21 protein-coding genes and 1 pseudogene are annotated in these 24,410 nt (G+C 59.7%); 14 read left to right on the forward strand and 8 right to left on the reverse strand.

Features of this window, described 5'->3' with window-relative positions:
• Window positions 1-150: 150 nt before the first annotated feature.
• The 3 genes from ACI77I_RS06310 (at window position 151) to ccoM (ending at window position 1,159) form a co-directional block, all read left to right on the forward strand.
• Entirely contained in the window at window positions 151-636 is a 486-nt protein-coding gene (locus ACI77I_RS06310; protein WP_406997148.1) for a lipocalin-like domain-containing protein, read from the forward strand.
• A 101-nt stretch (window positions 637-737) separates the two neighbouring features.
• Entirely contained in the window at window positions 738-899 is a 162-nt protein-coding gene (locus ACI77I_RS06315) for a hypothetical protein (protein ID WP_094951560.1), read from the forward strand.
• Window positions 900-1,042: 143 nt separating this feature from the next.
• On the forward strand, window positions 1,043-1,159 hold the full coding sequence (gene ccoM / locus ACI77I_RS06320; RefSeq protein ID WP_017137226.1) for a cytochrome c oxidase subunit CcoM: 117 nt from the start codon (window positions 1,043-1,045) through the stop codon (window positions 1,157-1,159).
• A 304-nt stretch (window positions 1,160-1,463) separates the two neighbouring features.
• On the opposite strand, the gene ACI77I_RS06325 is transcribed toward ccoM, so the two are convergent.
• Window positions 1,464-2,939, reverse strand: coding sequence for an inorganic phosphate transporter (locus ACI77I_RS06325; RefSeq protein ID WP_094951561.1), 1,476 nt, complete (start codon window positions 2,937-2,939; stop codon window positions 1,464-1,466).
• Between the two features lie 323 nt (window positions 2,940-3,262).
• Window positions 3,263-3,463: a hypothetical protein gene (locus ACI77I_RS06330; RefSeq protein WP_003189295.1), complete on the reverse strand. Its 201-nt coding sequence runs from the start codon at window positions 3,461-3,463 to the stop codon at window positions 3,263-3,265.
• Window positions 3,464-4,010: 547 nt separating this feature from the next.
• Between ACI77I_RS06330 and pcaR the strand changes: the two genes are divergently transcribed.
• From pcaR to pcaC, 11 genes are all read left to right on the forward strand, one after another.
• Window positions 4,011-4,853, forward strand: coding sequence for a pca regulon transcriptional regulator PcaR (gene pcaR / locus ACI77I_RS06335; RefSeq protein ID WP_025855315.1), 843 nt, complete (start codon window positions 4,011-4,013; stop codon window positions 4,851-4,853).
• A 148-nt stretch (window positions 4,854-5,001) separates the two neighbouring features.
• Window positions 5,002-6,342 carry an MFS transporter gene (locus ACI77I_RS06340; RefSeq protein WP_094951562.1) on the forward strand — a complete coding sequence of 447 codons (1,341 nt, stop codon included), beginning with the start codon at window positions 5,002-5,004 and terminating at the stop codon, window positions 6,340-6,342.
• Between the two features lie 300 nt (window positions 6,343-6,642).
• Window positions 6,643-7,500: a CoA transferase subunit A gene (locus ACI77I_RS06345; RefSeq protein WP_094951563.1), complete on the forward strand. Its 858-nt coding sequence runs from the start codon at window positions 6,643-6,645 to the stop codon at window positions 7,498-7,500.
• Window positions 7,500-8,279: a CoA-transferase subunit beta gene (locus tag ACI77I_RS06350; protein WP_094951564.1), complete on the forward strand. Its 780-nt coding sequence runs from the start codon at window positions 7,500-7,502 to the stop codon at window positions 8,277-8,279. The genes ACI77I_RS06345 and ACI77I_RS06350 overlap by 1 nt, the downstream gene beginning before the upstream one ends.
• On the forward strand, window positions 8,276-9,481 hold the full coding sequence (gene pcaF, locus ACI77I_RS06355; RefSeq protein ID WP_263275088.1) for a 3-oxoadipyl-CoA thiolase: 1,206 nt from the start codon (window positions 8,276-8,278) through the stop codon (window positions 9,479-9,481). Before ACI77I_RS06350 ends, pcaF begins: the two co-directional genes overlap by 4 nt.
• A gap of 17 nt (window positions 9,482-9,498) precedes the next feature.
• Window positions 9,499-10,203 (forward strand): protocatechuate 3,4-dioxygenase subunit beta, encoded by a 705-nt coding sequence (pcaH, locus tag ACI77I_RS06360; RefSeq protein ID WP_094951566.1) that lies wholly within the window; start codon window positions 9,499-9,501, stop codon window positions 10,201-10,203.
• Between the two features lies 1 nt (window position 10,204).
• Window positions 10,205-10,771: a protocatechuate 3,4-dioxygenase subunit alpha gene (gene pcaG / locus ACI77I_RS06365; RefSeq protein ID WP_094951567.1), complete on the forward strand. Its 567-nt coding sequence runs from the start codon at window positions 10,205-10,207 to the stop codon at window positions 10,769-10,771.
• Between the two features lie 206 nt (window positions 10,772-10,977).
• Window positions 10,978-12,273 (forward strand): MFS family transporter, encoded by a 1,296-nt coding sequence (locus tag ACI77I_RS06370; protein ID WP_094951568.1) that lies wholly within the window; start codon window positions 10,978-10,980, stop codon window positions 12,271-12,273.
• 10 nt (window positions 12,274-12,283) lie between these two features.
• A complete protein-coding gene (locus ACI77I_RS06375; RefSeq protein WP_406997149.1) occupies window positions 12,284-13,648 on the forward strand; it encodes a 3-carboxy-cis,cis-muconate cycloisomerase in 1,365 nt (454 codons plus the stop codon).
• Window positions 13,649-13,658: 10 nt separating this feature from the next.
• The gene (gene pcaD, locus ACI77I_RS06380) at window positions 13,659-14,450 is read left to right on the forward strand and encodes a 3-oxoadipate enol-lactonase (protein WP_094951570.1); all 792 of its coding nucleotides are present in this window, start codon (window positions 13,659-13,661) and stop codon (window positions 14,448-14,450) included.
• A gap of 89 nt (window positions 14,451-14,539) precedes the next feature.
• Window positions 14,540-14,938, forward strand: a complete 399-nt coding sequence (gene pcaC, locus ACI77I_RS06385) for a 4-carboxymuconolactone decarboxylase (protein ID WP_056857455.1) — start codon at window positions 14,540-14,542, stop codon at window positions 14,936-14,938.
• A 416-nt stretch (window positions 14,939-15,354) separates the two neighbouring features.
• Here pcaC and ACI77I_RS06390 read toward each other — a convergent pair whose 3' ends face one another.
• From ACI77I_RS06390 to ACI77I_RS06415, 6 genes and pseudogenes are all read right to left on the reverse strand, one after another.
• On the reverse strand, window positions 15,355-16,239 hold the full coding sequence (locus ACI77I_RS06390) for a polysaccharide deacetylase family protein (protein ID WP_094951572.1): 885 nt from the start codon (window positions 16,237-16,239) through the stop codon (window positions 15,355-15,357).
• 159 nt (window positions 16,240-16,398) lie between these two features.
• On the reverse strand, window positions 16,399-17,784 hold the full coding sequence (locus ACI77I_RS06395; RefSeq protein WP_406997150.1) for a M91 family zinc metallopeptidase: 1,386 nt from the start codon (window positions 17,782-17,784) through the stop codon (window positions 16,399-16,401).
• 348 nt (window positions 17,785-18,132) lie between these two features.
• Complete coding sequence (locus ACI77I_RS06400) at window positions 18,133-19,251, reverse strand: hypothetical protein (RefSeq protein WP_406997151.1); 1,119 nt, start codon at window positions 19,249-19,251, stop codon at window positions 18,133-18,135.
• Between the two features lie 297 nt (window positions 19,252-19,548).
• Window positions 19,549-20,799, reverse strand: coding sequence for an OprD family porin (locus tag ACI77I_RS06405; protein ID WP_094951574.1), 1,251 nt, complete (start codon window positions 20,797-20,799; stop codon window positions 19,549-19,551).
• A gap of 152 nt (window positions 20,800-20,951) precedes the next feature.
• A pseudogene (locus tag ACI77I_RS06410) lies at window positions 20,952-22,639 on the reverse strand (J domain-containing protein).
• 11 nt (window positions 22,640-22,650) lie between these two features.
• The gene (locus tag ACI77I_RS06415) at window positions 22,651-24,348 is read right to left on the reverse strand and encodes a molecular chaperone HscC (protein ID WP_094951576.1); all 1,698 of its coding nucleotides are present in this window, start codon (window positions 24,346-24,348) and stop codon (window positions 22,651-22,653) included.
• Window positions 24,349-24,410 lie beyond the last annotated feature (62 nt).

Below are 24,410 nucleotides of genomic sequence, written 5' to 3' on the forward strand. Positions count from 1 at the left end.
GCCTACAGAAAAGGGGGGAAGTTTCGATTTTGGGCGATGTCCTACCTTTTGTCGCCCTCTGATTCTGCTGTCGAAGCTAGTCGATATTTCTTACATCCCCTCGGGCATTAGTGCGCAAAGCTTTGTGTCTTTTTTTGACACGGTAGAGCGATGAAAAACCCTATGAAGGCAAATGTGATCGGGTTGGCCATGGCTGTCGGCCTTTGCGGGGCCGCAGCAGCGAGTGAATCACCGCTGGTCGGCGCCTGGAAGCTGATCGGTTATCAGGTCGAATCCCAGGAGACCCGTAAGAAAATCCCCGCGATGGGCAGCAGTCCTGCCGGCCGGGTTATTTTTACGGCGGATCATCGGGTGGCGTTCGTGTTGACCGGCGAGGGAAGGCAGGCGGGCTCTACGGACGCGGAAAAATCAGCGCTGTTGAGTACCCTGGTTGCCTACACCGGTATTGAGCGGGTTGAGGGGAACCAATGGTGCACGCAAGTCGATGCTGCCTGGAACCCGGATTGGGTCGGCACGGTGCAGTGTCGCGACTTTCACATCGAGGGCGACACGCTTGAAGTGCTGACGCCTTGGCGGCAAATGCCGAACTGGCCGGGGATCACGCGTTCCATCATCACGTTTGAGCGCGATAAGTAAGCCAATGGGTGGGGCGCGTTGGGGATTTTTATCCCGGTATTTGCCGTCGGGCGGGGGAGGCCGCATTATTGAGGTATTCCCGCCACTACGTAAGCCAAGCCATGAGTGATGACGACAAGCTGGTCGACCTGAATGCCGAACGTGCCAAACGTGTGCATGACCTGAATGACAAACGCCTGAATGAAGTTCGCCAGGCGTTTGAACAGGCGATGCCACTGGGCAAGGTTAAGAAAAAGTCGAAAAACAAGCCGAAAAAGCGATGAACTGACCTGAATCTGTTGATGCAGGTCAGTTATTGCCCTTCTTTACGCCCCGTTGCGGGCGACATTGATCCCCGTCAATTTTCCACTCGGCCTTCTCCGTTAACTTAGCCCTATCGCAACAGGGCACGAGCAGGAGGCCGGTCATGTTTTTCGATAATGTGGTGTTTGCCGGAGTGTTGACTGTCAGCCTCATGGTGCTGTTTTTTGTAGGATTTGGGATTTTTATCTGGAAGGACGCTAATAAGCGTAAAGAACCGTAAGTTCTTCTGGGTTACATGAGCACGCAAGGCATTTTGGGCGACTTCGGTCGCCCTTTTTTTGGGCTGCGTTTTTTGTTTTAGCGAGTACATACCCGTTGCTGCGGTAACGGCGGCTTAGGGTTCCGCTCTTACAGCAGCTCATTTTTGGAAAGACCGGAATGCCGGCCCAGCCAAAAGTAAGCCGCTGTAAGAGGGGAAGCCTTATCAGCCATCACCCAAATAACGGATATGTACTCAATCAACCGCCCATAAAAAAAGGCGCAACCCCCAAAGAGATCGCGCCTTCTTTCTCAGCCGCAGCCTATCAGCTACCCAACGCCTTGGAAGCCAGCCAGAACAACCCGGCCGACAGGCCCACAGTCGCCGGCAAGGTCAATACCCAAGCCATCAGAATGGTCTTCACCGTGCCACCTTGCAGGCCGCTTTTGTTCGCAACCATGGTCCCGGCAACACCCGAAGACAACACGTGAGTCGTGGAAACCGGCAGGCTGAAAATGTTGGCCAGGCCGATCATGCACGCCGTGGTGATCTGCGCCGACATGCCCTGGGCATACGTCATCCCTTGCTTGCCGATCTTCTCACCGATGGTCAACACCACGCGCTTCCAGCCCACCATGGTGCCCAGGCCCAAGGCCAGTGCGACCGCGAGGATCACCCAGAACGGCGCGTACTCGGTAGTGGCGGTCAGGTCTTTGCGCAGCTTGTCCAGGTCGGACTTCTCACGCGCATCCAGGCCCGGCAGCTTGCCGACTTTCTTCGCAGTGTCGTCCAGGCACAGCAGGTAGCGGCGCACTTCAATACGGTGATCAGAGGTCAACGAGTGGTAGTCGGAAACCCCTTTCAACGTGTCCATCAGCGCGCTGATGGTTGGCTCCGTCTGCTGCGGGTTGCACCGGAACTTGCCCGGCAGGTCATCCTTAACACTTTTACCCAGTGCCAGGAACTCGCCAAGCGTGGCGTTGTTGCGCTGGTAGAACTGGCTCAAGTGCACGGTGGCGTCACGGGTGCGCTCGATCTGGTAGGTGGTGCTGCCCAGGTCGAGTACGAACTGCGCCGGCACGATACCGATCAACACCAGCATGATCAGGCCGATACCTTTCTGGCCATCGTTGGAGCCGTGCACGAAGCTCACGGCCATCGCCGAAATCACCAGGACCAGGCGGTTCCAGAAGGGCGGGTGTTTCTTGTCGTCGACCTTGCGGCGCTGGTCCGGGGTCTTGTGCATCTTCGACAGCGGGCGCCACCATTTCAGGCCGAGCAGCACCAGGGCTGCGACCAGGAAACCGGCCATCGGCGAGAACACCAGGGACGCGCCGATATCGATCGCTTTCTGCCAGTTCACACCGTCAGCCAGGGGAATATCGTTGATCAGGGCGTTGGCCAGGCCTACGCCGAGGATCGATCCGATCAGGGTGTGCGAGCTGGAGGCGGGGATACCGAAGTACCAGGTACCCAGGTTCCAGGTGATCGCCGCGGCCAATAAAGAGAAGACCATTGCCAAGCCATGGCCGGTGTTCACATTGATCAGCAACTCCACCGGCAGCAAATGCACGATGGCGTAGGCGACACCCACACCACCGAGCAACACGCCGAGGAAGTTGAACACCCCGGAGAAGAACACGGCCAGATGCGGCGGCATGGCTTTGGTATAGATGACTGTGGCCACCGCGTTAGCGGTGTCATGAAAGCCATTGATGAACTCGAAGGCGAGGACAAAGGCGAGGGCGAGCAACAGGCTCACGAGAACCCAAGCATCCAGTCCGCTGAATAAATCGATCATGAAGGTTTTCTGACCCGTTCGTAAGGGGGCGCGATTATGCCAGAAAACCTCAGTAATCGATGCATTAGCTGCTCATCGGTAACAATCTTCACTGAAAAATCATGGCGCACAGGCACGCATCCCAGGGTTTTCGGGGCTTTGGCAAGTCTTTGATTTATAAAGCGAGGTCTCGTAAAGACGGTTTTTTCTGACCGAAATGTGACGTTTGAAACATTTGTACGAAATTTCGCTCGGGGTGGTAGGAGCCTGGCGAAAATCAGGCTGCCCACCGCTGGCAATGCGCCAGCAGTGGTGGCAAAACCTTGAAGCCCAAATCGAAGCGCTTATGGCTCTTCGGTTTTGAGTTCCTGTTCAATCTTTTGGATTTCCTGGGCAAATGCCTGATCCAGCAAGCTGGCTCGCTTGCGCCATGGCTTGCGCTCAGGCTCAGGCTGGGCGGCGTAGGTGGTGACTTCCCCGCCGTAAACGTCCTTGTAACGTTGCTCCTGGCGCTCAAGTTCCGCGCGCAGTTCGTCTTTCGTCACAGTGTTACCTAATTGAGTTGAGTTTATAGATTGTGCAGCGTCATGCCTGAAAGCCGTCCTCGGGTTATTTCACATTGAACAGTGCAGCCGTCCAAGTTTGAAAGAGGGGCCGGAGGGCAAAACTTTTAGCGACTACTTGTGACCGACGCTGCATACAGCCCGCAACGTCTGGCGAGCTCTAATCCCGATTGTGGTACCGGGCTGACCTCTGCACACGCTGCATTATAGCGGCGCATTTGAATAACACTATCACCGTGAAGTTAAAAAGCGTCAACGCCGAGTGAGGCTTTTGTTACATGCAGGCGTCAGTCTTTGGAAACGTCAGCGTTTTAAAATCTGTACTCTTCTAAATGTCAGCATGATTACTCCAACTTGATAAATCCTACGGCGCGGGTGAAAACGTGACGTGTCGCGCAAATTGCGATAATCGAATGATCGTCCGATAATCGCCCAATGTTGCCGGCCCCGCCTTGTACATCAATGTCTGCGCGGCTTGTAATAGCGGCCAACCCTCCCAGCGGTTGAAAATAAGAGAAAGGACCCTGAAATGAACGATCAATTGCGCAACTCCTTCGCGTCAGTGGCGCCGCCGATCGTGGCTTCCCCGGCCAAGCGCATCCAGGCGTTTACCGGTGATCCGGACTTCATGACCTCCCTGGCCCGTGGCCTGGCCGTGGTGCAGGCCTTTCAGGAGCGCAAGCGCCACCTGACCATCGCCCAAATCAGCCACCGCACCGAAATCCCCCGCGCCGCCGTGCGCCGTTGCCTGCACACCTTGATCAAGCTCGGTTACGCCACCACCGATGGGCGTACGTACTCGCTGTTGCCCAAAGTCCTGACCTTGGGCCATGCCTATCTATCCTCCACGCCCTTGGCGGTCTCAGCCCAGCCGTACCTGGACCGCATGAGCGAACAACTGCACGAAGCCTGCAACATGGCGACCCTGGAAGGCGACGACATTCTCTATATCGCCCGTTCCGCCACCACCCAGCGCCTGATTTCCGTGGACCTGTCGGTGGGCGGGCGCTTGCCGGCGTATTGCACGTCGATGGGCCGTATCCTGCTCGCGGCGTTGGACGATGCCTCGCTGCAGGACTACCTCGATCACGCTGACCTGCAAACCAAGACCAGCCGCACCCTGACCACCCCCGAAGCCTTGTTCGAATGCCTGCAACAAGTGCGTCAGCAAGGTTGGTGCATCGTCGACCAGGAACTGGAGCAGGGCCTGCGCTCCATCGCCGTGCCGGTGTACGACGCGTCCGGCCAGGTGTTGGCCGCGCTGAATGTCAGTACCCACGCGGGGAGGGTCAGTCGCAGTGAGCTTGAGCAACGTTTCCTGCCGAGCATGCTCAGCGCCAGCCGCGAGTTGAGTGCGCAGCTGTTTGCCTAAGTGTTCGGTGACCGCACAGATCCCGGCTTGATCAATTGACGGTGATTCCCCTGGCTTATTAATGTGCGGCAGCGCTGTTAGCGCCGCCCAATAATAAGTAATGACGACCTCAGGTCGTCAGCCCGCCATCGGTGTGGAAATAAAAATAATGAATCAACCCTCTGTCGGTACCAACCTGGACGTGCAGTCCTTTATCAATGCCCAGCCACTGTCGCGTTATCAGTGGCGCGTGGTGATCCTGTGTTTCCTCATCGTCTTCCTCGACGGCCTCGACACCGCGGCCATGGGCTTTATCGCCCCCGCGCTGTCCCAGGATTGGGGCATTGACCGCGCCAGTCTCGGCCCGGTGATGAGTGCCGCGTTGATCGGCATGGTGTTCGGCGCGCTGGGTTCCGGACCGCTGGCTGACCGCTTCGGGCGCAAAGTGGTGTTGGTGAGTGCAGTGTTGGTCTTTGGCGCGTTCAGCCTGGCCTCGGCCTACAGCACTAACGTCGACCAGTTGCTGGTATTGCGCTTTCTCACGGGGCTGGGCCTGGGCGCGGGCATGCCGAATGCCACCACGCTGCTGTCCGAATACACCCCTGAGCGCCACAAATCGTTGCTGGTGACCAGCATGTTCTGCGGTTTCAACCTGGGCATGGCCGGTGGCGGGTTCATTTCCGCCAAGCTGATCCCGGCGTTCGGCTGGCACAGCCTGCTGCTGATCGGTGGCATCCTGCCGTTGATCCTGACGGTGGTGCTGTTGGTGTGGCTGCCGGAGTCGGCGCGTTACCTGGTGGTGCGCAACCGCGGCACCGACAAAGTGCGCAAGACCTTGTCACCCATCGAGCCCAACCTCGTCGCCCAAGCCACCAGCTTCAGCGTGCCCGAGCAAAAAACCGTCAAGGCGCGCAACGTGTTTGCGGTGATCTTCTCCGGTACCTACAGCGCCGGCACCTTATTGCTGTGGCTCACCTACTTCATGGGCCTGGTGATTGTGTACCTGCTGACCAGTTGGCTGCCGACCCTGATGCGCGACAGCGGCGCCAGCATGGAACAGGCCGCTTTTATCGGTGCGTTGTTCCAGTTCGGCGGTGTGCTGAGTGCGGTCGGCGTGGGTTGGGCGATGGACCGCTTCAATCCGCATAAAGTCATCGGCACGTTTTACCTGCTGGCCGGGGTGTTTGCCTACGCCGTAGGGCAGAGCCTGGGCAATATCACGGTACTGGCGACCTTGGTGTTGGTGGCCGGCATGTGCGTCAACGGCGCGCAATCGGCGATGCCGTCCCTGGCCGCGCGCTTCTACCCGACCCAGGGCCGCGCTACCGGTGTGTCGTGGATGCTCGGCATCGGCCGCTTCGGCGCGATCCTGGGTGCGTGGATGGGCGCGACGTTGCTGGGCCTGGGCTGGAACTTCGAGCAAGTGCTGACTGCACTGGTGATTCCAGCCGCATTGGCCACGGCAGCCGTGTTGATCAAAGGCATGGTCAGCCATGCGGATGCGACCTGAGGCCTGACCCCATTTTGTGGCAGCCAGGAGGCTATGTGGGGGCTGGCTTGCCTGCGATGCAGACGACTCGGCCCAACAGGTAAATCGAGTTGATGCAATCGCAGGCAAGCCAGCTCCCACATTGTCCGTGCCCAGTTGAGTTGACGGTTTTGCACAAAAGATTAGCTAGACAACAATCTGTTCGATAATCGAACACTGAGTCGATTATCGGATTGTTCGACCCATTGCCCCGGCTTAATCTTCAAGCACTTCGGCGCCACCTCAGCGCCTTTTTCGATCAACACCGGGAGCCCAACCCCCATGGCTGAAATTCTTGCGCTGCGTGACGCGGTGAAGCAATTCGTGAATGACGGCGACACCGTCGCACTGGAAGGCTTCACCCATTTGATCCCTACGGCAGCGGGTCATGAAATCATTCGTCAGGGCAAGAAAGACCTGACGCTGGTGCGTATGACGCCCGACCTGGTCTACGACCAGTTGATCGGTGCCGGCTGCGCGCGCAAGTTGATTTTCTCCTGGGGCGGCAACCCCGGCGTGGGCTCTTTGCATCGCCTGCGTGATGCGGTGGAAAAACACTGGCCGCAACCGTTGGAGATCGAAGAGCACAGCCACGCCGACCTGGCGAATGCCTACGTTGCCGGTGCATCGGGCCTGCCGTTCGCCGTGCTGCGCGCCTACGCCGGTTCCGACCTGCCCAAGGTCAACCCGCTGATCAAGACCGTGACCTGCCCATTCACCGGCGAAGTGCTGGCGGCAGTGCCGTCGGTGCGCCCGGACGTCACCGTGATCCACGCACAGAAGGCCGACCGCAAGGGCAACGTGTTGCTCTGGGGCATTCTCGGTGTGCAGAAGGAAGCGGCGTTGGCGGCCAAGCGCTGCATCGTCACTGTCGAAGAAATCGTCGACGACCTGAATGCACCGATGAACAGCTGCGTGCTGCCGACCTGGGCGCTGACGGCGGTGTGCCATGTACCCGGTGGTGCACACCCGTCCTACGCCCACGGCTACAACGAGCGTGATAACCGCTTCTACCAGGCGTGGGACCCGATCGCCCGCGACCGTGGGACTTTTACCGCCTGGATCGACGAATACATCCACGGCACCGCCGACTTCAGTGAATTCCAGGCCAAGCTGGCCGCCGCGCAGGAGGCCAAGTAATGGCTTACTCGACCAATGAAATGATGACCGTCGCCGCCGCGCGCCGCCTCAAGAACGGCTCGGTGTGCTTCGTCGGCATTGGCTTGCCCTCCAAGGCCGCCAACTTGGCGCGCCTGACCTCATCGCCCGATGTGGTGCTGATCTACGAGTCCGGCCCGATTGGTGCCAAGCCCAGCGTACTGCCGTTGTCCATCGGCGACGGTGAGCTGGCGGAAACCGCTGACACCGTGGTGCCGACCGGTGAGATTTTTCGCTATTGGCTGCAGGGCGGGCGCATCGACGTGGGCTTTCTCGGCGCGGCCCAGGTCGACCGGTTCGGCAATATCAACACCACCGTGGTTGGCGATTACCATCAGCCCAAAGTGCGCTTGCCGGGTGCCGGCGGCGCGCCGGAGATTGCCGGCTCGGCCAAGAGCGTGCTGATCATCCTTAAGCAGTCGGCGCGTTCGTTTGTCGACAAACTGGACTTCATCACCTCGGTCGGCCATGGCGAAGGCGGCGATTCACGTAAACGCTTGGGCCTGCCGGGCGCAGGTCCCGTAGGGATTATTACCGACCTGTGCATCATGGAGCCGGAAGAGGGCAGCCATGAATTCGTGGTCACTGCGCTGCACCCTGGCGTGACGCGCGAGCAAGTGGTCGCGGCCACCGGTTGGGCAATTCGGTTTGCAGACCACGTAAGCACCACCGACGAACCGACGGACGTCGAACTGACGGCCCTGCGTGATCTCGAAGCCCGCACCGCCGCCGCCCATGGCCAAGCGCCAGGAGACGCCTGATGCGTGACGTATTTATCTGTGATGCCATCCGCACGCCCATCGGCCGGTTTGGCGGTGGTTTGTCCACGGTGCGCGCCGATGACTTGGCGGCACTGCCGATCAAGGCGCTGATCGAACGTAACCCGTCGGTTGACTGGAGCGCCGTCGACGAAGTGTTCCTCGGTTGTGCCAACCAGGCCGGTGAAGACAACCGCAACGTCGCGCGGATGGCGCTGTTGCTGGCGGGCCTGCCGCAAAGCATTCCCGGGGTGACCCTCAACCGTCTGTGCGCCTCGGGCATGGACGCCATCGGCACCGCCTTCCGCGCTATCGCCAGCGGCGAAATGGAGCTGGCGATTGCCGGTGGCGTCGAGTCGATGTCCCGTGCGCCGTTTGTGATGGGCAAGGCCGACGCAGCGTTTTCACGCAACATGAAGCTGGAAGACACCACCATCGGCTGGCGTTTTATCAACCCGTTGATGAAGGCCCAATACGGTGTGGATGCCATGCCGCAGACCGCCGATAACGTCGCCGACGACTACAACGTGTCCCGCGCCGACCAAGACGCCTTCGCGCTGCGCAGCCAGCAACGGACTGCCGCCGCGCAAGCCGCCGGGTTCTTTGCCGAAGAAATTGTGCCGGTGCGCGTCGCGCATAAAAAAGGCGAGACCGTGGTCGAGCAGGATGAGCATCCGCGCGCCGACACCACTCTGGAGGCTCTGGCTAAACTCAAGCCAGTGAATGGCCCGGACAAGACTGTCACTGCTGGTAATGCTTCCGGCGTGAACGATGGTGCGGCGGCACTGATACTGGCCAGCGCCGACGCGGTAAAGAAACATGGCCTGACCGCCCGCGCCCGTGTGCTGGGTATGGCCAGTGCCGGTGTCGCGCCGCGAGTGATGGGCATCGGCCCGGTGCCGGCGGTGCGCAAACTGGTGGAACGCCTCGGCCTGGCGGTCACCGACTTTGATGTCATCGAACTCAATGAAGCCTTCGCCAGCCAAGGCCTGGCGGTGCTGCGTGAGCTGGGCATCGCCGACGACGCCCCGCAGGTGAACCCGAACGGCGGCGCCATTGCCCTCGGCCATCCGCTGGGCATGAGCGGCGCACGGCTGGTATTGACGGCACTGCACCAACTGGAAAAAACCGGCGGCCGCAAAGGCCTGGCGACTATGTGCGTGGGCGTCGGCCAAGGCTTGGCCCTGGCGATTGAACGCATCTAATAAGAGAGGATTGCTCCATGAGTGACAAGCCCGGATATCGGCGCCCGCAAGCGGGCACTCAACCTGATTACCTGCACCCGGCCTACCAGTCGACGAACCTGCGTTCGCCGTCCCAGCCGTTGGTGTTCCTGCCGCATTCCTTGTCGGAAATCACCGGCCCGAGCATCGGCGCCGAGCGCGTCAATGAGCAGGACAATGACCTGACCGCCCAGCATGAAGGCGAGCCTGTGGGCGAACGCATCATCATTCACGGCCGCGTGCTGGATGAAAACGGCCTGCCGGTGCCGGGCATTCTGGTGGAGATCTGGCAGGCCAACGCCGCCGGCCGCTACAACCACAAGCGCGACCTGCATGACGCGCCGCTGGACCCAAACTTCACCGGCACCGGCCGCACCGTGACCGACGCCGATGGCGGGTATCAGTTCCAGACCATCAAGCCCGGCGCCTACCCGTGGGGCAACCACCACAATGCGTGGCGCCCGGCGCATATCCATTTTTCGCTGTTCGGCCCAAGCGTGCTGACCCGCCTGGTCACGCAGATGTACTTCCCCGGCGACCCGCTGTTGGAATACGACCCGATCTACAACTGTGTGCCGGACACCTCGGCCAAGCAGCGCCTGATCGCCAGCTTCGACTTGGAAAAAACCATTCCTTCCTATGCCCTCGGCTACCGCTGGGACATCGTCCTGCGCGGCCGCGACGCCACGCCGATGGAGAAATGAGATGACACTCTATGCGACCACGTCCCACACCGTCGGGCCGTATTACCACATCGGCCTGACCTGGCTGAACCGCGAAGACCTGACCGTGCCTGCGACCTTGGGCGAGCGCGTGGCGATCAGCGGGCAAGTGGTGGATGGCAACGGTGATGTCGTCAACGACGCCATGCTCGAAGTCTGGCAGGCCAACGCCGCCGGCAAATACGACCACCCGGAAGATGAACAGGACAAAGCCGTCGACCCCAACTTCGAAGGCTTTGGCCGCGTGCCGGTGGATGCCGAAGGGCGTTTTCGCTTTACCACCATCAAGCCGGGCAGCGTGCCAGGGCTGGCGGGGACGACCCAGGCGCCGCATCTGGTGGTGTTGGTGTTTGCGCGTGGGTTGGTGAAGCACTTGCTGACGCGGATTTATTTTGACGGTGAGGCGTTGAACGCGGATGACCCGTTGTTGGCGTGTGTGCCTGCTGAGCGGCGCAGCACGTTGATTGCCAAGACGGATGCAGGCGGTGTGTATCAGTGGAATGTGGTTTTGCAGGGCACAGATAAGGAAACGGTGTTCTTCGACTATTGAGTTGGCTTGAGATCTGATCGTTCCCATGCTCTGTGTGGGAATGCAGCCGAGGACGCTCCGCGTCCCAAAGCGTGACGCAGAGCGTCACAAGAGGCATTCCCACGCGGAGCGTGGGAACGATCATCAAATATCGAAAAGTCTGCTTGCGGAACATGGTTGTTGCAAAGTATGTCTAGGCTATAACCGTTTCCACTGAGTGAAAAAACATGACAACAAAAACGATTCACTACACCGGAGAAGAACGCAGCAAACGGATTTTTGCCATTGTCGGCGCATCCTCCGGCAACCTCGTCGAGTGGTTCGACTTCTATGTCTATGCCTTCTGCGCGATCTATTTTGCCCCGGCATTTTTTCCGTCGGAGAGCCCTACCGTACAACTGCTCAGCACCGCCGGGGTGTTCGCTGCCGGTTTCCTGATGCGACCTATTGGCAGCTGGGTGTTCGGCAGTTTGGCCGACAAGCACGGCCGAAAAAATTCGATGATGATCTCGGTGCTGATGATGTGCGCCGGCTCGCTGGTTATTGCGTTTTTGCCGACCTACAAAGACATCGGGATCTGGGCACCTGCGCTGCTGTTGGTGGCGCGCCTGTTTCAGGGTTTGTCGGTGGGCGGCGAGTACGGCACCACCGCCACCTATATGAGTGAGGTGGCCCTCAAGGGCCAGCGCGGGTTCTTTGCCTCGTTCCAGTACGTGACCTTGATCGGCGGGCAATTGCTCGCGGTGCTGGTGGTGGTGATCCTGCAGCAATTCCTCAGCGAAGATGAACTGCGCGCCTGGGGCTGGCGGATTCCGTTTGTGGTCGGTGCCGTCGCAGCGCTCATCTCTCTACTGCTGCGCCGCACCTTGAAAGAGACCACTACCAAGGAAATGCGTGAGCACAAAGACGCCGGTAGCATTCGCGCATTGCTGCGCAACCACACGGCAGCCTTTATCACGGTGCTGGGTTACACCGCGGGTGGCTCGCTGATTTTCTACACATTCACCACTTACATGCAGAAGTACCTGGTGAACACGGCCGGGATGCATGCCAAGACGGCCAGCTACATCATGACCGGCGCGCTGTTCCTGTACATGTGCATGCAGCCTTTGTTCGGCATGTTGGCGGACAAGATCGGCCGGCGTAATTCCATGTTGTGGTTCGGCGCGCTCGGCACCCTGTGCACCGTGCCGATCCTGCTGACCTTGAAAACCGTCAGCAGCCCGTTCCTGGCCTTTGTGCTGATCACCCTGGCCTTGGCGATTGTCAGCTTCTACACCTCCATCAGCGGCCTGGTCAAAGCGGAAATGTTCCCGCCGCAGGTGCGTGCGTTGGGCGTGGGCCTGGCCTATGCGGTGGCGAATGCGGTGTTTGGCGGTTCGGCAGAAGTCGTCGCGCTGAGCCTCAAATCCATCGGCCTGGAAAACGCCTTCTATTGGTACGTCACCGTGATGATGGCGGTGGCCTTCCTGTTTAGCTTGCGCCTGCCGAAAGAGGCGGCGTACTTGCACCACGATTTGTAAGGGATGAGTTATGACACTGCGCACGAGCAACCAATTGTTCGACGCTTACTTCACCGCTGACAGCATGGCTGAGGTGTTCTGCGACCAGGGACGCCTGCAGGGCATGCTGGATTTCGAAGCGGGGCTGGCCCGGGCCGAGGCCCAGGTCGGGTTGATTCCGCAGGCCGCCGTCGCTCCGATTGCTCAGGCGTGCCTGGCGTCTTTGTACGACGTGGATGCCCTCGGCGTGGCGATTGCCACGGCAGGCAACTCGGCGATTCCGCTGGTGAAGGCGCTGGGCAAGTTGATCGCCAGTGAAGATGCCGGCGCCGAACGTTACGTGCACTTGGGGGCGACCAGCCAGGACGTGATGGACACCGGCCTGGTGCTGCAATTACGGCGTGCTTTGGAATTGATCGAAGCGGACTTGGCGCAGCTGGGCGAGATTCTCGCTGCGCAGGCCCAACGTTATGCCGGCGTGCCGTTGGCCGGGCGCACGTGGTTGCAGCACGCGACGCCGGTCACCCTGGGAATGAAAATCGCCGGTTGGCTGGGGGCGGTGACGCGCAGTCGCCAGCGCCTTGCCGAGTTGAAACCGCGCTTGCTGGTGCTGCAATTCGGCGGCGCATCCGGCACCTTGGCGGCGCTGGGCGAACACGCTATGCCGGTGGCCGAAGCTTTGGCGGCTGAGTTGCAACTGAGCTTGCCCGAGCAACCCTGGCACACCCAACGGGATCGATTGGTGGAATTTGCCAGCGTGCTCGGCCTGATCGCCGGCAGCCTCGGCAAGGTGGGCCGCGATATCAGCCTGCTGATGCAGGCCGAAGCGGCGGAAGTGTTCGAGCCTTCGGCGCCAGGCAAGGGCGGTTCGTCGACTATGCCGCACAAGCGCAACCCGGTGGGCGCCGCGGTGCTGATTAGCGCCGCCACCCGTGTGCCAGGGTTGGTGGCGACGATGTTCAGCGCCATGCCTCAGGAGCACGAGCGTAGCCTGGGCCTGTGGCACGCGGAATGGGAAACCTTGCCGCAGATTTGCCGGTTGGTGTCCGGCGCCTTGAAGCACGCGCTGGTGGTGAGCGAAGGGCTGGAAGTCGACGCTGAGCGCATGGCGCACAATCTCGATCTGACCCAAGGCCTGGTGCTGGCCGAAGCCGTCAGTATCGTGCTGGCCCAGCGCCTGGGCCGCGACACCGCGCACCATCTGTTGGAGCAATGTTGCAAGCGCGCCGTCGCAGAGGGCCGCCATTTGCGCGCGGTACTCGCGGACGAACCGCACGTGACCGCCGAGCTATCAGCGGCTGAATTGGATCGCCTGCTTGACCCGGCGCACTACCTGGGCCAGGCACACACTTGGGTCACTCGCGCGGTGACCGACCATTTTGCATTGATCGCGTAAGGAGAACGCTGTGGCTTTTGTACAACTCGCCGAGGGCGAACTGCATTACCAACTGGATGGGCCTGTGGAAGCGCCGGTACTGGTGCTCTCCAACTCCCTGGGCACCGATCTGCATATGTGGGACATCCAGATCCCGGCGTTCACCGAGCATTTTCGCGTGTTGCGTTTCGACACCCGTGGCCATGGTAAATCCCTGGTGACCGAGGGGCCGTACAGCATCGAGCAACTGGGCCACGACGTGATTGCGCTGCTGGATGCGCTGGATATTCAACGCGCGCATTTCTGCGGGCTGTCCATGGGCGGCTTGATCGGCCAATGGTTGGGCATCAATGCCGGTGAGCGTTTGCAGCGGCTGGTGGTGTGCAACACCGCGGCCAAGATTGGCACACTGGATGTGTGGAACCCGCGTATCGAGACGGTCCTGCGCGATGGCGCGGCGGCCATGGTGGCGCTGCGTGACGCGTCTATAGCACGTTGGTTCACCGCCGATTTCGCTGCTGCCAACCCGCACCAGGCCAAGCAGATTACCGACATGCTTGCGGCCACATCGCCCCAGGGGTATGCCGCCAACTGCGCAGCGGTGCGTGATGCCGATTTTCGTGAGCAACTGGCCTCGATCAAAGTGCCGACACTGGTGATTGCCGGCACTGAAGATGCCGTCACGCCGCCGGCCGGTGGTCACTTTATCCAGAACAACGTGAAGGGTGCCGAATACGCTGAGTTTTACGCGGCGCACCTGTCCAACGTCCAGGCCGGGGCTGAGTTCAGCGAGCGTGTATTGGAATTCTTGCTGGCTGATTGACCCTTGTGGCAAACCCACTCGCCACAACAAGCCCGCTTGCCACAACTACAGATGAGCGGGCTGATATCTAATTGAACCAGGAGCTTTTTGTGGACGAGAAACAACGTTACGCCGACGGCCTGCAAGTGCGCCGTGAAGTGCTGGGTGATGCCCATGTCGACCGCAGCCTCAATGCCTTGACCGAGTTCAACAGCGAGTTCCAGGAAATGATCACCCGCCACGCCTGGGGTGATATCTGGACCCGCCCCGGCCTGCCTCGTCACACCCGCAGCCTGATCACCATCGCCATGCTGATCGGCATGAACCGCAGTGAAGAACTCAAGCTGCACCTGCGTGCCGCCGCGAGCAATGGCGTGACCCGCGCCGAGATCAAGGAAGTGCTGATGCAGAGCGCGATCTACTGCGGGATTCCGGCGGCGAACGCGACGTTTCACCTGGCGGAGTCGGTGTGGGATGAGTTGGGCGTGGAGTCGCGTCAGCAAGATTGAACCTGAAATGCGCTCAACTGTAGGCGCTGGCTTGCCTACGATAGCCAAAGGTATCTATGCAACTCTTTGGTGTTGCACGAGTAGACCTGTGGCTAGGGAGCTTGCTCCCGTGACGGGCTCTGGGCTGGCCATTTTCTTCAGGTTGACCGACCTGAGTGGTTGAAGCAAAAGCAGGGCAACAGCACAGCAGCATACTCTCTGTCTGATGTACCGAGATCTAAATGTGGGAGCTAGTCGAATCGTCGCACCGCCGCTCCCTCAATTTGACCGAGTTCGGCTGCCAGCACCGCAGTGCTTTGCTTTTCTGTGGGAGCTGGCTTGCCTGCGATGCGGGCACCTCGGTGTATCAGGCATAACCAGTTGAGGCCATCACCGACAAGCCAGCTCCCACATTAGATCTACATGGGCCTGCTGGATCAGCGAGAATCCGCATCCCATATCCAGTTCCACACACCCGGCAAGTGCACCTCTTCACTCACATCCTTCACCGTACGCGCCATTGCTGCGCGTTCCAGTGTGGCGTGGTCGGTGTAGAACGGCTCGGCGGCGGTTTTCATGCCGTTGATGCGGGCGCTGTCCATCAGGATCTGCAAGTACTCCTGCAAGTGCCGCGCGGTGTAGCGGTTGATATCGTGGAAGGTCACCACCACCGGTATCACGCCATCCACGGTAGGCAGTTCACCCAAGGCTATGCGTTCGCGCACCACCGACAGTTGCCGATACAAGTTCGCCCGTCGACGCGGGCTGCCGTTGAAACCCCAGATTTTGCCGTCATTGGCACTCAAATCTGTCAGCAATACGTGCATCCCGTGGCGCTGGTAGGCGGCGAAGGTGCGTCTGTCGTAGTTCCAAAAGGGCGGGCGCACCAGCGTGGGCGGCGCGCCAGTGATCGAGGTGATATCCGCCGCGCCCAGGCTGAGGGCGCGTTCAAGTTCGGCATCACTGAGCCAGCGGTGATTGGTATGAAACCCTGTGGCCGTGTGGAAGGCCAGGACGTGCCCGGCCGCGTACTCGCGTTCCATGGTCTTGCGCCCGCGCGCGCTGCCGCCGGAACGGGACGCTGCGGTCTGCAGGAAAAACACCGCCTTGATGCTCGGCAATACCGGGTTTTTCGCCAGGTCGGCGATCACCGAGCGGCTCGGGTTGTTGTAGCCCGAGGCGCTGGGGCCGTCATCAAACGTCAGCAGGAAACGGATCGGCGCTTGGGTTTGCAGGCGTTGTGCGGTCTGCGGAGTCAGGGCAATGGGCGCGCTGATGCAGCCGGTGAGCAGAGTCGACAGAATGACAATCAGGTATTTCATGGCAGCCTGGGTTCAGAGAGAGTCATCCGTTTCGTTGAGGTCCGTGTGCCGGGTGAAGGGCGCGTGCACGATACAGCATGATTGCGCCGGCTATAACGGGTAAATGCTGCCGCTTGTCTTAAGGGTAGCGGGCCGTTGTCTCAGCCCGCTTTTCAGGTGTCATGCATAGCGTGTTCGAAGTGGATTGCCCATTTCTGCGTGCAGACTATTTTCAGTAAAGGGGGCGGGGTTGGTAGCAGTGGGTGGGGTAGCAGGGTCGTTATCGAAATCGAATCCCGGCGCGTCAGTGGGCAGGCCGACAGCCTGCAATTCGAAATTGGGTGGGCCGGGATGCTCAGGTTCATCGGGCGTCGGTGCACTCAGACCTGGGAGCAACGTTCCGTTGGAGGCGTTCCAGCCATGTACCATTTCATGGAAGAGCTGGACAATCGGAGACACCGTTACTTCGTTGTCGATTTTATTAATTAGGCTTGGGTTGTAGAGAATTTTAATTTGATCCATGTGGGCGCCCGCCACCCCATCCTTTATAAAGCCCTGTTTCGGATCAAAGTCTTCGAGGGCATTGCTCTCCTCTTCGCTCATTGCTTGCAGTTGAGTACTAATGAACAGGATAAAATTGGTGGGCAGGGGCATATTTTCGAGGGTGATGGGTGCGCCATTTCTCTCTGCTGCTTTATCCAGCGCCTCCAGCAGTTTCTGCCCTGCGGGCGATGCGCGAAGTAGTTCCAGGTCATCTTCGACCCGCTGGATGAAATCGGGTGGCCCTATGATTTTGAAGGCTTGTCGGCCCGCTTCGGTCGGCGTTACGTGGGTAATCGTTGAACCTTGAGTACCGATCAGGCGATCCGTCTTTTGTGCATAGATACGCGCCTTGAGTGCGTTGGCTCGCACAGTGTCGCGGCCCGGCCCGGTGTAAAAAGTGGTCTGGTCGTACCCCACCATCAGGTCTTTATCCCGGCCACCATTAAGCACCGTATGCCCATTGCCCGCGTACAGCTGGTCGTCGTCGGCGCCGCCATCCAGGTGGCTGCGTTTACTCGCCGGCCCGCTGCCTGCGTACAGGCGATCTTTGCCAGCATTGCCGTACATGACCGCGTGGCCGGTGCCACCCATTATCGTGTCGTCGCCCTCATTGCCTTCTGCATAGCCTATGCCGCTGCCAAGACGAATATGGTCATTGCCGCGCCCGCCATAGATGCTGGTGGGGCCGCCGCCTGCCTGGACGAAGTCGTCGCCATCTTCGGCCTCGATCTCCACTCGCACGGTGACATTGGGGTCAAGGGTAATTCGATCGTCACCCGCTCCGGTTTTGATGTGGAGAAAGGTCGGAACGTTAGAGCGGCCGTCGAAGGTATTGAAGGCATAGTCGCGCCCGTTTATCCGCGCGTACAGCTGGCCGTCAGGGCGCTGGCTGATATGGATATGGTCAGCTTTGTCACCTGTTTCGATGACCAAAATATTCGCTAGGGTCTCAGGATGCTCAGGTTTTTTGAGACCCTCGATCAGCTTCTGGCTGACACGCAGGTAGCCGTCATCCACCAACATCTGTGTGTTGGTACGAATGGGGGGAGGGCCGGGGCGCGAGCTAGGTTGACTGTCGGTTGGGGGCAGCGGGGGCGCCATGGAGTGGCTGTGATGTGAAGTGACTGTGGTCATAGGCGGTTAACCTCTTGTCGGATGGTGTGATTTTCTGAGTCGGCATTTGCCGCACAGGTGCACATCCTTCAGTCGAGCTATGGGCAGGAAACGTTCCTGCTCTAAGGGCGGCTATTTGCTACAAAAACAGCCGCGAACAATTAACGTGCGCGGCTGTAGCGCGGGCTGATCGGGCAGCTGACGATCACTCGGTTCGTCTGCTCCCCCAGGCACGGTCCCTGAACAGCCGAGTAGTATTTACGACACAGGGTTGTAGTTCTGGAACGTGTACCGTTGAGCCTGGCGATCCTCCTCGGCCCGGGAAGTGAAACCACCGCCCCTGTACAGCGAACCACTTTTGTCTTCGCCCGGGAGGATGTACGAATAGTTTTTGACGTTGGAATCGATGATGATTTTATCCTCACCGTCCTGCGTTGAGATGAATAGCCTTGAGTGACCGGTTGCATCGTTTTTAATCGGCAGCAAGAATTTCTCGCCATTGATGTCTGCAACCATGGAGCCGTCTTCAGCCGCCATAATTCGGACGTTGTCTGCTTCTTTGCCGGTCTGGATGTAAACAACGCCGTCACCGAACTGGAGGGCGTCTGTATTCGGGGTGAAATTGATGATTACATCACCGTGTTTAAATACGTAGTCATCACCTTTTGGTCGCATCTGCGAGAGTACCGGGATGACACCCGGCTCCAGGAAGGTTTTCTTGTTGGCAGATTCCGGCGCGGAGATGTAGCCATTGACCCCGGCGACCCGATGGTTGTTATTGAGGCTGACGGTGGTTTCGAACCATATATTGTCAGCGACGTTAACCTCATCGTTACCATCGTTGGTTTTTATTTCGAGATGTTGGCTCATGGCGCCTATGTTTGTAATGGGCAATTCATAAGCTTTCCCATTAATTTCGGCAACTACGCCGCCCGTGGTAAGTGTCTTGATTTCAACAAGGTCATCTTTATTACCCGTTTCAATGGTGACTTTGTTTCGCTGAATTTCAATGCCATTGAAACTCCATTGGTGCAGGGGAGAGGACGTTATCTTGACGTTGCCATTGTCAAACTCATGCGTAACCGGTGCACCCGTCAGCGACTTTGGTATTTTTACAAGGGTTGTAAAAATAGCTGCAGGTTCCTTGACGGGCTCGGCCGCGCCGGCTTGGGGCTGATTAAGTTTTTGCTGAGTAAGGCTGTTGGCGGGCTGCTGCTGTGGACGGAGGCGGCCAGTATTTTTGCTGCTCTCCATTTGAGTGTGTGGTTGAGTGTCCTGAATGGCAGCGGCGGGGGTAGTTGTTGAAGGTTTTTGAATTGATTCTTGCCAGGCAAGCCAGATTGGATTAACTGGATTGCTAGAAGCATTGATGGTCATGAATTCGTTCCCTGTTTAATCGTTGAGTGATGTCGCTGGCTCGACAGTAAGGCTCCGTCTTGCTCCCTGTAATTGGTCCGACAGAAGATTCGGTTCCTGCGTGGCTTATTTCATATTCTTACAGGGAGCGGTGCGATGAACGATTAAGGTTGGGGGTTTTTACTTCAATGATTCATAGCAATGGCTGAAGGTTTATATTCTCAAGCAGTGTAGGCAGTGTGCCGTTAGAAAACAGGTCGCCATATATTGAGGCTGTATGAATATAGCCCTGTTATGGCGACTGATGTTTTAGTGGTGTTAAAGCAGCGAAATAGGATAGCTGACGATCAAGCGGTTTTCGTCGAACTCGTTGTTACTGTAGTCGCGGCGCATGCTGGAATTACGCCAGCGCACGTTCAAGTCCCTGAGCGCGCCGCTCTGCACCGTGTAGCCCAATTCGCTCTCGCGGCCCCACTCCTTACCGTCGGTGACGGTGCCTGTGTGCACGTTGCTGCCGCTGATATAGCGGTTCATCAAGGTCAGGCCGGGTATGCCGAGGGCGGCGAAATTGTAGTCGTGGCGCACCTGCCAGGATTTTTCCTGGGCGTTGTCGTAGCTGGAGTTGTAACTGTCGTTGGCCAGGGTGCCGCCGCTGGTGCCGTTGACGCGCATCCAGGCGTTGTTGCCGGTGAGTTTTTGCAGGCCGACGTAGAAGGTGTTGCCACCATAGCGGGCGGAGAACAAGCCGGACAAAGTCTTGTTATCCAAGTCACCCGCGCGAGCGCTGCCGTCGTCTTTGCCGTAGAAGAACCCAAGGTTGGCGCCCAGGGTCCAGTCGCCCACAGGCTGGCTGTGGGTCAGGTTGACGAATTGCTGGCGGTAGATGTCCTTGAGTTGGGCATTCCACAGGCCGATCTGGGTGCGTTTGTCGTTGAACGCGTACTCGCCGCCCTGGAAGTTGAAGCGGTCGGAGGTGAAGGCGGTTTTACCGACCATCGACATGTCCGTCATGCTGCTGTCGTCGCGCGGGCTGTTGGCGCGGAACTGGCCGCCATAGAGGGTCAGGCCGGCGATTTCCTTGGAGGTGATCTGCCCGCCGCGCAAGGTTTGCGGCAGGGAGCGGCCATCGTCGGAACGCAGGATCGGCAGCACCGGCATCCACTCGCCGACCTTGACTTCGGTCTTGGAGATCCGCGCTTTGAACGCCACACCGAGGCGTCCGAACTCATCCGCCGGGCGGCCATCGTGGTCCAGCGGCAACAGCTGGGTGCCGCCGGTGCCACGCCCGCCATCCAGTTTCAGCGAGTACAACCCCAGCACATCCACACCGAAACCCACGGTGCCCTGGGTAAAGCCGGATTTGGCGTCGAAGATGAAACTTTGCGTCCACTCCTGTGCGCCGCCCTGGGCTTTGGTCGGGTTGGTGTAATTGCGGTTGAAGAAGAAGTTGCGCAGGTTGAGGTTGGCGCTGGCGTCTTCGAGAAAGCCGTGTTCTTCGGCGACGACGGGCATGGCAAGACTGGCGACAGCAGTCGCCAGCAGCAGCCGGCGCGGGTTGAAAGTGCTCATGGTGTAGGACCTGTTGTTATTGGGGTTATGCAGGTGCCGGCCATGTTGCTTGGCAGTGTGGGTGCGATGAAAGTGGGGAGAGGCGGGTTGTGGGCGATGATCGAACGCAAGTTGGCGGGCCTGTGCATTGCGCTCAGGCCCGGTGCGCAGGGTCAGCGTTTGGACCAATCGAAGTGGGTCCAGGGCACGGCGGGCAAGTAGTGCTGGGCGGCAATAATCACCGCCACCATGACCACCAGGAACACGGCTTGCAGCGGGCTCCAGAACGCCCAGTGCAAACCGTTCAGCCACGGGTAGTTGTGGCTGAAGGTATGGCTCATGTGGCCGATGCGTTTTTTGTGTAGCAGGTTGATCAGCAACATCCCGGCATAGGTCACCATGCCCAATATTCCCAGCATCAGCGCGCAGGCCAGAAGCATGGCCAACTGCGGCACGCCATGGCGTAACACCAGCCAGTATTGGTTGGGGTTGAGCCGCTTGGGGATCAAGTACTGGCTCAGCCATAGGTCCTGAACGATAAAGGACGAACTCATCCCGGCCCACATCTGCGTGATGCGAAAGCCAATAAACGCCGGCGCGATCGCCAGCACCAGGAAGATGAACATGACACCAACGTCCAGTTTTTCGGGCTTGTCACGGACGAGGTTCAGGCCGACGGCCAAGACGAAGATAGCCCAAAGCCGGATCAACACCTGGGTGTAGATCGGCCTTGCAACAAATTTTCGCCAGAAAAAACGTCGCTCTGGGGCAGGCGCTCGGTCAGTTGTGGGTAGCGCCACGTGAGGGTGTCCCCCAATTGCTGGCAGGCGTTCCACTCGTTTTCGCCAAACCGTTCGATGATGCGCATCTGTTGGGTCGCGGTCATGGGCGTGAGCAGCAAGCGCGCAGCCAGTGCATCAGCGCTGGTGCGGCGGGTGTCCTGGGCCTTGTCTTGCAGGTTGGTGTAAAAACTTTCCTGCTCGCAGCGCGACACCAGGCCACGCCACATCCAGGCCGGTTCCGGGTACACACCTTTCTGGTCGTCCCAGCCAAACGCCTGGCACACGCGTTCGAACAGCGGCACGCTCCATTGGGTTTCGTGCAGCAGTTGCAAGACGATGCGCTGCCACTGTTGCTGCTGGTCGAACACCCGCAGCCAGGGCTGGCTGTTGTACTGCGTCAGTTGGTTGACGAACTCGCGCTCGGCTTTTTGCTCCAGCAGTTCCTGCAAGGTGCTGCGATAGTCCTGGAGCAGCTCGCTGGTGAGGGCTTCGTGCTGCCAGGGCGTCATGGTCACCCGTTGCCAGGGCGTCAGCCATTCCAGGTGTTGCATCGCCCAACCGACGATTGCACTGCGCTCGCCGGGGGCTTCGAAGCAATGGCGCAGCAGGCCGGCCTGGAACGCCTCTTCACAGCCCTGCTGTTGGGCCTGGGCCCAGCGTTCATCGAGGTTGTGCACGTTCAGGCCGGTGAGCAGCGCGAGGGCCGGGTCTGGCTTTGGCGCTTCAAACGCGGCGGGGCTGAGCGGGCTGATGTTCATCAGCTCGGCGAGGTCATACGCGTTTTTCACCACCGGCGGTTCGAACGGCGCAGGGCTCAAGGGGCGAACGTCCATCAGCTCAGCCAGGTCGCTGAGGTTGCCGTGAGCCTGTTCGGCCACCGGCGCCTCGACGGTTTCCAGCTCCTCGTTGTCGGCCCGCCAGCGCGCTTCGCTCAGCGCTTGTTCATAGGCCTCGCGCAGGCGCTGGAAACCCTCGGCGTCATCGTCCGGGCGGCAGCTTTTCAGCAACCGCGCGTAGGTGCGCTTGATGGTGCGCTCGTCGGCATCGTCTGCCAGTTGCAACACTGTCCAACAGTCCATGTCGTTATCTCTCAGCGCCAGAACCCGTTGTCGAGTTGCTCAAGTTGACGGGTCAGCTCGCTGCGGGCCTCACGGATCCGGCGTTCGTCCTGGGTGTCGAGCACTTGCTGAAACTGTGCGGCCCAGTGCCCGAGCTGCTCACGCAATTCGCCGAGGTTTTCCTGGTAGAGCCGTTCGAGGCGGGCGGTCAGCACCGTGTTGACCTGCTGGTCGCGTGGGTGAATCTTCAACAGCGCCAAGGCTTGCAGGCGTTGCTGGATCTCCTGCGGGCTGAGCACGCCGGGGTTGTTCTCGATCACCAGCGAATGCTGCTCGCCGGTCAGCGGGATGTTCACCTGGGCTTCGAGCAAGCCGTTGTTGTCGTAGGTGAAGCGCACGTCCAGTGTGACTTCGCCGGCCTTGCGCTTGGGCACGGTGATTTCCAACTGGCCCAGTTCGATGTTGTCTTTCACCAGGCGGCTTTCGCCCTGGTAGATTTTCAGCAACACGCGGGTCTGGTCGTCGTAGAGGGTGACCACACTCTTGACCCGGCTCACCGGCACGCTGCTGTTGCGTTCGATCAGCGGCAGGTAATGCCCGCTTTCGATATGGCCGCCGTACTGGTTCGAGGTTTCGATGCCCAGGGTGTAGGGGCAGACGTCGGTCAGCACGATCTCTTCCAGTGCCGCCGAACGAGCTTTGAGCGCCGCCTGAATCGCCGCGCCGTGGGCAACCACCTGGTCCGGGTCGAGGCTGATGGACGGGAAACGCCCGAACAAACCAGCGGCCAGTTTGCGCACCAGCGGCATGCGCGTGGTGCCGCCGACCAGCAGGATTTCATCCAGGTCGCCCACCCGAATTCGTGCATCACGCAGGGCGCGTTCGATGGGGGCGCGCAGGCGTTCCAGTAGCGGCGTGTAGAGCTTGGCGAGTTCGGCCTGGGTGATGGTTTTGGCCCACTGCTGGCCGTCGACGCGCAGGGCGAACTCGGCGCTGTCGTCCTGGCCCAAGGCTTTGCGCACGCGCTCGGCTTCGCGGCGCAGGGCCTGCAACACACTGCTGGTGGGCGGGAAACCCTGAGCGTTGCGCTGGCTGTCGACGAAGTGTTCCAGCAACAGGGTGTCGAAGTCTTCGCCGCCCAGGAAGTTGTCGCCGGCGCTGGCGCGTACTTCCATCACACCGTCGAACAGCTCGATGATCGAGACGTCAAAGGTGCCGCCGCCGAGGTCGAACACCAGGAACGAGGTTTCCTTGTCACGCTGGTGCAGGCCATACGCCAAGGCAGCGGCGGTGGGTTCGTTGATCAGCTTTTCCACGTTGAGCCCCGCCAGTTCACCGGCGATGCGCGTGGCTTTGCGCTGGCCGTCGCTGAAGTAGGCGGGCACGCTGATCACCGCTTCAGTGACGGTGTGGCCGTAGGTGCGCTCGATGTCTTCTTTGAGGCTTTTGAGGACCAGCGCCGACAGCTCTTCGGGGCGGAACGAGCGGTCGCCGAGGCGCACTTCGGTGGCACTGCCCATGTAGCGCTTGAACAGCGACGTGGTCAGGTGCGGGTGGGTGTGCAGGCGTTCCTTGGCGGCTTGGCCGACCAGGATACGGCCTTGATCATCCAGGCCGACCACGCTTGGGGTCAGCAACTGGCCAAGGGCATTGGGCACCATTTCGGCGGCATCGCCGCGCCATACGGCGGCCAGGCTATTGGTCGTTCCCAGGTCGATTCCTACGATCATTACGACAAGCTCCCTCTGTGGTCTGTAAGAATCTGTTACCAATTTTACCCTGAAAGGTTGAA

It is taken from the genome of Pseudomonas sp. D47 (assembly GCF_045447305.1).
GTDB lineage: Bacteria > Pseudomonadota > Gammaproteobacteria > Pseudomonadales > Pseudomonadaceae > Aquipseudomonas.